At 68.6% G+C, this 813-nt stretch carries 1 protein-coding gene and 1 pseudogene; one reads left to right on the forward strand and one right to left on the reverse strand.

The features are described 5' to 3' along the window. On the reverse strand, window positions 1-392 hold a 392-nt coding region (locus KZA10_RS16500), incomplete at its 3' end, for a MarR family winged helix-turn-helix transcriptional regulator (RefSeq protein ID WP_218683435.1). 140 nt (window positions 393-532) lie between these two features. Here KZA10_RS16500 and KZA10_RS16505 point away from each other — a divergent pair. Then, window positions 533-813 (forward strand): annotated as a pseudogene (locus KZA10_RS16505) (electron transfer flavoprotein subunit beta); the annotation flags it as partial.

Here is an 813-nt window from a genome sequence, read left to right on the forward strand (position 1 = left end):
CGCTCGACCATTTCCCGGCCGGACTCGGTCAGGACCAGGAGCGCGGCGCGTCCGTCGTGCGGGTGCGGTTCACGCGCGATCAGGCCGTCGCGCACCAGCCGCTCCGCCGTGCTCGTGACCGTGGTCGGGTGCACCTGCAGTCGGGCGACCACGCTCGAAAGCGGAAGGCTCCCCGCGCGGCTGAAGGCCAGCAGGCGCAGTACCTCGTAGCGGGCGAAGCTCAGAGCGAAGGGCTTGAGGGTCGCATCGACGCGGGCGAGCAGCAGTTGCTGGGCGCGCATGACGGAGGTGACCAGGGCCATGCCGTCGGCGGCATCCGTCCATCCGTGCGCGAGCCACTGCCGCTTCGCCTCGGCGAGCGGATCGATGGGGAGCGGACGGGGTCGGGCCATTTCTCTACGGTAGTGGCGGGAGGGTGGGGTGCGGCGACGGCGCGCGACGCATCCGTCGCTGCAGCGGCTGAGTCTCAGTCGCATGTGAGCTGGAACTCAGTATCGCGGTCTAGAATTGCAGCAGTCGTGAGGAGCAATCGATGAAGATCTTCGTCCTGGTCAAAGAGGTGCCGGACACCTATGGCGATCGCAAGCTGAATCTCGAGACCGGACTCGCCGATCGTGCGGCGGGGGATGTGGTCCTCGACGAGATCACCGAGCGCGCTCTCGAAGTCGCCCTCAGCTACGCTGACAAGAACGACGGCACCGAGGTGGTGGCCGTCTCGATGGCTCCGGAGGGCTCGACGGCCTCCCTTCGCCGGGCGCTCGCGATCGGTGCCGGCTCCGCCGTGCACATCGCCGACGAGCAGCTCGCCGGTGC

Origin of the sequence: Microbacterium sp. BF1 (assembly GCF_019279095.1) — a bacterium.
Classification (GTDB): domain Bacteria; phylum Actinomycetota; class Actinomycetes; order Actinomycetales; family Microbacteriaceae; genus Microbacterium; species Microbacterium maritypicum.